Genomic DNA, 8137 nt, shown 5'->3' with positions numbered 1-8137 from the left:
CGGCCGGGCCCGCCAACCTCGCCGAGTGCTGGGACCCGGCCGGCCAGTAGTTCATCTCGAAGTTGATGTTGACGGTGTACTTGGACTCCCAGGCCGGGGTCATGCTGTCGTTCCACAGGCCCTGGAGGTTGGCGGGCTGGCCCGGGGTGCGGGAGCTGGAGGTCAGCAGGTAGCGGCCGTACTGGAAGTAGAGGGCGGCCAGTTGGGGGTCGCCGCCGTCGCGGAAGAGCCCGACGCGCTCGTCGGTGGGCAGCGCGACGCGGTCGGAGGTGCCCAGGTCGAGGCCGACGCGCGCGAACAGCCGCCGGTAGTCCTCGACATGGCGGTGCTTCAGCAGGGTGTACGGCTTGGCAGCGGCCGGGTCCAGATGGCGGCGGGCACGGGCGGCCGGGTCGGCGCTGACGTCGAGGTAGTTGTTGTAGCTGGTGGCCATCGAGACGAACAGGGTGACCGCGTCGGCCCCTTCGACCGTCAGCTCTCCCCCGGCGGTCCGCACCTGCCCGCCCTCGGCGACAGCCCGCGCGAGCGCGCGGAAGCGCACGGATCCGGTGAGGCCCTGCCAGTCGCCGCTGACGCCGTCGAGCGCGATCGTACGGTCGTCCGCCGCCGACCCCGTGGCCTTCTGCGGGGTGGTGAAGCTCGCGGTGAAGGTGAGGGCACCCGGACTGTCCGCGGTCAGGCGCACGACCACGACCTGGTCGGGGGTGCTGGCGAACGCCTCGCGGGTGAAGCGCACTCCCCCGCGCAGGTAGGACACCCGGGTGGTCGCGGTCTCCAGGTCCAGCTCACGCTCGTACTCGGTGGCCTCGCCCGCCTCGGGGAAGGCGAGGTGGAGGTCGCCGAGGACCTGGTAGGGCATCTGCTCGGAGGGGCGGCCCATGAAGTGGGCGTCGACCAGCTGCTGGGCCTGGTTCCACTTCCCCTCCAGCACCAGGCGGCGTATCTCGGGGAGGTGTTCCAGGGCCTCGGGGTTGGTGTAGTCGTGCGGGCCGCCGGCCCACAGGCTGTCCTCGTTGAGCTGGAGCCGCTCGGCGGCAGTGCCGCCGAACACCATGGCGCCGATGCGCCCGTTGCCGATGGGCAGTGCCTCCAGCCACTCCTCGGCGGGGCGCCGGTACCACAGCCGCATGGGGTTGCCGCCGCTGCCCGAGCCGGTCCCCGCTGCGGGCTCGGGCGGGACGGCGGCATGGGCCGCCGCGGCGGGCAGGGCGGTGGCCGCGGCGCCCGCTCCGGCGGCGGCGAGGACGGTACGTCTGGGCAGTTCGGGCATAACGCGGCTCCCACGTCTCGGGGCGGTGCAGGGTTCAGTGACTGCGGTGCGGAGTTCAGTGGCTGTGGTGCGGTTGCGGCGACCGGTCGGCGTCACGCACCGCCTCGCGGTAGCGCGCGTCCAGGGCGTCCAGCAGATCGCGGTGCGGGGCGCCTTCGGTGAGGCCTTCGCGCAGGAGGTGCGAGGCGGCCGTCTGGAAGGCGGGGTAGCCGGGCCAGCGGGGGCGTACCCAGGCGTTCTCGACGGTGGCGAGGGTGTCGCGGTAGAAGCCGTTCCACCGCTCGTTGGTCCAGGGGTCGGTCCAGGCGGCGCGGGCGGCGGGCTGCCCGCCGGTCACCGGGAACAGCTCGCACTGCACCGGCTCGGCGAGCAGCCGCCGCAGGTGGTCGCGGACGGCGTCCCGTACGGCCGGGTCCCCGGCCCTGCGGGCGGAGACGGCAAGCCCGGCGCCGCCGAGGACGCTGCCGGGCCGCCCGCCCGGCCGCCAGGCCGGGGCGTCGCCGAAGGCCAGCGGATACGGTCCGGCCCGGGTGTAGGTGACATAGCCGTACACCAGCGGGCAGTACGCGGGGCCGCCCGCGTTCGCCATGGCCCGCAGGACGCCGATCGGGTTCAGCGCGGCGACGTGACCGCCCCCGCGCGGGGCCAGCTCGGCCATCGACTCCAGGGCGGGCAGGCCGGTTTCGCGGGAGACGTACTCCTCGGCCCCGCTCCTGGCGGGCTCCTCGCCCTGCGCGAGGCAGAGCGAGGAGAAGGTGAGGAAGGCGTGCGGCCCGCCCAGGCAGAGCGTGACGGGGACCGTACGGGACAGCGCGCGCACCTCCTGCCAGGTGCGGGGCAGCGGCCGCCCTTCCAGCAGGTCGGGCCGGGCGGCCGCGACCTGGGCCGCCGCGTCCAGCGGCAGCGCCCAGGTCCGGCCGTCCAGCACGTAGCTGTCGTACGAGGCGCCGACAGCGGCCTCCCGCCAGTTCTTCAGCTCCGCCGGGTCGAACAGGGTGTCCAGCGGCACGAGGCAGCCGGACGCCAGGGCGGTGCCGAGGCCCGGGTGGTCGACGACGAGGATGTCGTAGCCGTCCGCGAGGTCCGCGATGGGGGCCGACTCGAAGCCGCTGAGCGGCTGCCGGTCCCAGCGCAGCGGGCGGCCCACCGTCTCGCAGCCGGGCGGCACGGCGTCGTCGAGGCGGGCCAGTTCCTCCAGCGGGCCGTAGCCGCGCGGGTGGTCCCAGGTGAGCCCGCGCAGCTCGGTCATCGCCTCTCCCCGCCCGGGACCGCGTAGGGGAAGGAGTCCAGAACGCCGATCTTGTCGTACTCCATCTTCGAGGTGTCGAAGCCGTCCTTCCAGTTGGCGTTCTCGATGGTGTTGCACGGCTCTTCTGGACTCGGGTCCTGGGGGCCCTGGTACTTGTCGTCGAGAACCTCGCCGACCTCGATGTTCTTGAAGCTGAAGCTGCAGCCCCCGTTGTCCATGTGGACGCCGCGGGTCGAATCCCGGTCGGGCACCGAGGGGTCGTTGATGACGTCGCCGATGAGGATCTGTTCGGCGTGATTGTCGATCTTGTGCGGCTCGAAGTTGCTGGTGCCGTAGGTGTAGAAGGCGCCGACCTCGCTGCTGTCCAGGCCCATTTCGTCCATGCGCAGGTACTTGAAGGTGTTGCCCCGGGCGTAGTTGTCCTCGATCTTGACTTCGGGACGCACTTCGAGGCTCACGCCGTACCGGGCGCTGTGTTTGAAGTGGCTGTAACTCACCTCGTTGCGGCTGGTGTTCATCAGCTCGACGCCCGCCGCGTCACCCGGCAGCAACTCGCCGTAGTGGTAGAAGTAGTTGTTGGTGAACAGGTGGCCGTGCGAGATGTCGCCCTCGCCGGGGTAGCCGCCCTCGACCTTGATGCCGTCGCCGCCGATGTTCTCCAGCAGGCTGTCGCGGACGGTGAGCCCCTCGTTGGCGAAGAGCGCGTAGACGGCGTGGTAGCCGGTGTCGGAGATGTGCGTCCCCTTCAGCGTGATGTCACGGCTGTTGGTGACGGTGATGGCGCCGAAGCGGTTCCGCGGCATCTCGATCTGCCGGTCGTACTCCGGGTACTTGTGCGGGTAGCCGGAGTCGCCGTCGTCGACCCAGCCGAAGCGGTACCAGTCGACGAAGTCGCTGTACTGGAAGGCGAGTCCGTCGAAGGTGAGGTTCTCGACGCGGCGGTCCGCGGAGGCACCGGCCACGTTGAGGATCGTCTTCACCGTGGGCGCGAGGACCTTGACGTCCTTGATGTCGCCGCGCGGCTTGTAGTAGACGGTGTTCGCCTCGTCGTCCATGTACCACTCACCGGGCTGGTCGAGGAAGTCGAGCGAGTTCTGGAGGAAGAACCGGGAGCCGCTGCGGCTGTTCATCATGGCGTAGCGGGTCTGGTACTTGAGGGAGATCTGGTCCTTCGCCTCGTCCACGTCCCTGATCGGCACGACGTCGTTGAACCAGTTCCAGCTGCCGCCGGACCAGACGAAGACGGACGCGTCGTCGTGGTCCAGGTCCCACTCCGGCTTCAGGACACCGGGCTCGGTCCACAGCCACCGGCGTACGGCCTCCTTCTCCGGCTCGGGGATGGTCGAGATCAGGTACGGCCCCCACTCGGTCTCCGTCTTGCGGTTCGGGTAGCGGGCGACCGTCGCGCGCTGCCCGTCCTCGAAGAGGGTGTAGACCGGCTTGTCGACCTTGGCCTCGTAGATGCCGTCCTTGTACTCCTTCCAGCCGGTGACCGGCTTGGCGCCCTGGAGGCGCGCCTTGCCGGGGCCGTCGTAGCTGCGGTAGACCACGTCGTGGTCGCCGCTGCCGGAGTCGCGGTCGTCGAAGTCGACGGTCTTCGCGACCGGGTAGTCGCCGGCGCGCAGGTTGACGACGACGTCGCAGCGCATCGACCTGTTGAGACCCTTGTCGCGTATGTGGTCGCGGGCGTGCTCGATGGTCCGCCAGGCGGAGTCCTTGGTGCCCTTGTTCCGGTCGCTGCCGTCGGGCGCGACGAAGAACTCCTTCGGTGTGCACTCTGCCGCGGCGGTGGCGGAGTCCGCGGGGAACGTCGCGCCGCCGGTGAGCAGCAGGGCGCTCATGGCGAGGAGAGTGATTCTGGACTGGGGGGTGCTGAGTCTGCGGGTGCTGCGGAACACGGGGCCTCCTTGCCTCCGTCGAACTGCGGGCCTGTCCTGTGGGGGGGGCGTCCGGCCGCTCCGGCCGGGGGTGTGCCCGCTCGGGTCAGCTCGTCTTCTGTCCGCGCCACCGCTCGTACTCGGCGCGGGTGTCGGCGGTGAGGGGGTAGTAGTCGGCCAACGCCCCTCCTTCCTCAATCCGGGAGCGGCTGAAGCGCTCCCACTGCTCGTGTTCGCGCGCGGCCGCGATGACGTCCTCGGCACGGGCCTTGGGCACGACCACCGGGCCGTCGTCGTCGGCGACCACCAGGTCCCCGGGGAGTACGAGCACCCCGCCGCAGGCGATGGGCACGTCGTAGGCCCAGGGGAAGAGTTCGGCCTGCGAGGCGTAGTGCGGGGTCACGCCGGTCGACCAGATGGGCACGCCGGTCTCCCGCACGCGGGGCGCGTCGCGGATGCGGCCGTCGACGACGATCCCGGCGCCGCCCTTCTGCTGGAAGTAGCGGACCAGCATGTCGCCGAAGCAGCCGGTGTGCGCGGAGCCGTAGGCCTCGACGACGAGCACGTCGCCGGGTTCGATCTCCTCCAGGACGGCCCACAGGGCGGTGTGGCGCTCCACGTACTCCTGGCCGAGTCCGGAGGCGATGTCCTCGCGCTGCGGCATGAACTGGAGGGTGCGGGCCCGTCCGGCGATCTTCTGCCCGGCCGTCAGGGGGCGGGGCCCGGAGACGAAGGTGCGGCGGATGCCCTGGCCGTGCAGCTTGGCGCAGGCGGTGGCCGACGAGACGCCGGCCAGCCGCCGTACGAGTTCGGTGTCGGCGCGCTCGGGTGCTTCACCGCGTACGGGCAGCTCCCACACGGGTTCGTCGTCCACTGGCGGTCTCCTCACGGTCGGGGCAGGCTCTGGCGGTGCGCCGGTTCTGGCCTGGTGTGGCGGCGGGGTCACGGGGGTGCGGAGCCCGGTCATGGGCGGGCGCCGGTTGGCTGGTGGGCGGGCCGGTAGGCGTACGGGGTGAGCCGCAGGTCCAGCCGGATGCGCCGGCCGGGTGGCAGCTCGACCGTCAACCGGGGCCCGCCGACGGGCACTTCGCGGGTGGCGGTGGCAGCCTCGGGGGCGGTGTACGCGCGCGGGTCGCCGGGGTAGCCGGCCCCGCCGGTGGTGATCAGGGCCGTCTCGATGCGGTGCTCGCCGAACGCCCCGGCCTGGACGACCGCCGTACGGGTCCCGCTGAGGCCGGTGTGCACCAGCTCCACGCCCGTTCGGTCGGGGCCGACGGTGTCGACGAGGGCGGCGACGTCGGGTGGCAGCCCGGGGCGGCCGCGGTCCGGGTCGTGGTAGGCGAGGCGGGTGGGCAGCAGGCCGCCGTTGTAGAGGACTTGGGGCGTGCCGGTGGCCAGCTGGAGCAGGGCCTCGGTGAGCACGGGGTTGAGGCGCTGCCAGTGGTGGATGTTGAAGTCGGCGGGGTCGGAGGTGTCCGCGTCGATCAGCGCCATGCGCCGCTCCACCTGCCCGAGGGCGGTGGCGAGCATGGCGGCCGGGTAGTCGGGGTTCTCCCCGCGCAGGTACTCCAGCCAGGGCGCCTCGTGCCCGGCCTCCTCCTTGTTGCGGAAGGCGCGCACGGTGCGCCAGTCGTAGCCGGCGGCCTTGCGCAGCCGCTCGACGCGGTCGCGGTCCTCCTCGGCCTGGCCCACGTGCCACAGCCATACGGGCAGGCCGAGTTGGGGCGGCTGGTGGTCGAACCACCCGGTGTCGTGGTGCCGGTTGGGCACAAGCATGGTGGGGCGGTCCACGTCCTCGCCGAGTTCGGCGTGCCAGCGGTCGCTGATGCTCATCTCGGTGTCGGCGACGGCGGCGTGCACGGCCCGCGCGTAAACGGCGTCCAGTGGGCCGCGGCCGATGGCGAGCCGGCTGGTCCCGCCGGTGAGCAGCACGCTGTTGACGGCGGCGACGACGGCGGAGTTGCCGACGCTGTAGATGCCGTGCGGCCAGCTCCAGCCGTAGTTGCCGCCGTACCACCGGCCGCCGTGCAGCTCCCCGACCCGGCCGGAGGGGCCGGCGTTGTCGGGGAGGACGCCGCCGTTGGCGTCGGCGCGCTCCTGCCAGGCGGCGATGTACTCCAGCGCCCAGTCGCGGTGGCGGTCGTCGTGGTCGTAGAGCCAGGCGTTGGTGGCGAGGCTGGTGGCGGCGAGGTTCACGGCGGTGTCGCCGCGGCCGAGCCGTTCGCTCATGGCGGCGCCCATGCGGCGGGCGTTGCCCGGATCGGCGAGGTCGTCCCAGCGGGTGATGCCGGGCAGGTCGCGCAGCGGGAGCCCGTAGGTCCGCATGACGGCCAGGTCGGCGCCGTAGGAGGCCCATTCGTCGTTGAGGCCGTAGCGGGGGCCGCCGGCTCCGTTGTGCGGGGCGCGGATGACGCGGTGCCGCGGGTCGTAGTTCCCGGCCGGGGAGCCGGGGAGGTACAGCTCGGCGAAGCGGTGGGCGCGCTCGCGGAAGAGGGGATCGGCGGGGTCTGCGGCGCAGATGCCGTAGAAGAGGAGCATCGACTCGCCCATGTGGAACCAGTCGTAGCCGCGCTCGAACTCGTCGACCACGTAGCCGAGTTCGGTGAGCTGGGCGGTGACACCGGTCCAGTAGTGCTTGCAGGCGTCCAGGAGGTCGTCGGCGCCGCCCAGCTGGTAGAGGACAGGCCAGTTGAAGAAGGCCTCGTAGAAGTCGTCGGCGCCGTCCCGGCTGGCGGCCGGGCCGCCGTAGCGCAGCCGCCCGTCGGGTTCGCAGTAGCGGCCGGCGAAGGCGCGCCAGGCCTGGTCGAGCGCGTCGAAGAGCCGGCGCTGCAGTACGGCCCAGGCGGGCGGGGTCCCCAGGGGGACGGTGGCGGTGACGCGTGGCGGCGGGCTCTGGGCTTCCGTCATCTCTCCCTCTCGTCAGCTCTTGGTCGACCCGGCCGTCAGGCCGCTGATGATGTGGCGCTGCATGAACACGAAGAACACGAGCAGGGGGGCAACGGCCAGCAGGAGGGTCGGGAAGACGACGGTGTAGTCGGTGGAGTACTGGCTGACGGCCGCGTAGACGCCGGTGGTGACGGTGTGCAGGCCGCTGCCGGGGCCGAGGATGATCTGGGGGTTCACGAAGTCGTTCCACACCGAGAAGGTGTTGAGGATGACCATGGTGGCGACGACCGGGCGCATCAGCGGGAAGACGATGCGCCAGAAGGTCCGCATGCGGCCCGCTCCGTCCACGGCCGCCGCCTGGTCGAGCTCCTTGGGGATGGTGGCGATGTACCCGGCGTACAGGAAGATCGAGAACGGCAGGGTCAGGACGGTCTCGAAGAGTACGAACCCCTGGATGGTGCCCATGAGGCCGAAGGTCTTGAGGACGTAGACGACCGGGATGACGAGCACCTGGCTGGGGATGAACGTGCCGGCCAGGAAGAAGACCATCAGGGCCCGGTAGCGGCGGCGGGCGCTGCGCGCGATGACGTACGCGGCGGGTCCGGCCAGGGCCACGGACAGCACGTTGACGCAGACGACGAACAGCAGTGTCACCGCGTAGCCCTGCACGATGTCGAACTGCGGGTTGCTGAAGACCTTGGCGAGGTGCTCCAGGGTCGGCCCGTCGGCGGGGAGGCCGAACGGGTCGGCGAGGATGTCCTGTTGTTCCTTGAACGCGTTGACCACCAGTACGTACAGCGGGACGAGCATGAGGGCGGTGACGGCCAGCAGGAAGGCCAGGCGCGGGATCCCGCG

At 71.5% G+C, this 8137-nt stretch carries 6 protein-coding genes; all 6 read right to left on the bottom strand.

Going from position 1 to position 8137, the window contains the following annotated elements; genetic code table 11:
* A partial coding sequence (locus AOK16_RS19780; RefSeq protein WP_169790921.1) for a glycoside hydrolase family 95 protein occupies positions 1 to 1270 on the bottom strand: 1270 nt, incomplete at its 3' end.
* A gap of 55 nt (positions 1271 to 1325) precedes the next feature.
* Complete coding sequence (locus AOK16_RS19775; RefSeq protein ID WP_055473538.1) at positions 1326 to 2519, bottom strand: ABC transporter substrate-binding protein; 1194 nt, start codon at positions 2517 to 2519, stop codon at positions 1326 to 1328.
* Positions 2516 to 4417, bottom strand: coding sequence for a right-handed parallel beta-helix repeat-containing protein (locus tag AOK16_RS19770; RefSeq protein WP_240483655.1), 1902 nt, complete (start codon positions 4415 to 4417; stop codon positions 2516 to 2518). The genes AOK16_RS19775 and AOK16_RS19770 overlap by 4 nt, the downstream gene beginning before the upstream one ends.
* Positions 4418 to 4502: 85 nt before the next feature.
* Complete coding sequence (locus AOK16_RS19765; protein ID WP_240483654.1) at positions 4503 to 5270, bottom strand: RraA family protein; 768 nt, start codon at positions 5268 to 5270, stop codon at positions 4503 to 4505.
* Between the two features lie 89 nt (positions 5271 to 5359).
* Positions 5360 to 7303 (bottom strand): DUF8034 domain-containing protein, encoded by a 1944-nt coding sequence (locus AOK16_RS19760; protein ID WP_055473536.1) that lies wholly within the window; start codon positions 7301 to 7303, stop codon positions 5360 to 5362.
* A 12-nt stretch (positions 7304 to 7315) separates the two neighbouring features.
* On the bottom strand, positions 7316 to 8131 hold the full coding sequence (locus tag AOK16_RS19755; RefSeq protein WP_107098409.1) for an ABC transporter permease subunit: 816 nt from the start codon (positions 8129 to 8131) through the stop codon (positions 7316 to 7318).
* Positions 8132 to 8137 lie beyond the last annotated feature (6 nt).

Source organism: Streptomyces pathocidini (assembly GCF_001418495.1).
Lineage (GTDB): Bacteria > Actinomycetota > Actinomycetes > Streptomycetales > Streptomycetaceae > Streptomyces > Streptomyces pathocidini.
This window is presented reverse-complemented; position numbering and strand designations above follow the sequence as displayed.

What these genes read in the sequence shown, in the direction of transcription:
- AOK16_RS19775 (WP_055473538.1), bottom strand. Translation starts at nt 2,519, where the DNA reads ATGACCGAGCTGCGCGGGCTCACCTGGGACCACCCGCGCGGCTACGGC.
- AOK16_RS19760 (WP_055473536.1), bottom strand. Translation starts at nt 7,303, where the DNA reads ATGACGGAAGCCCAGAGCCCGCCGCCACGCGTCACCGCCACCGTCCCC.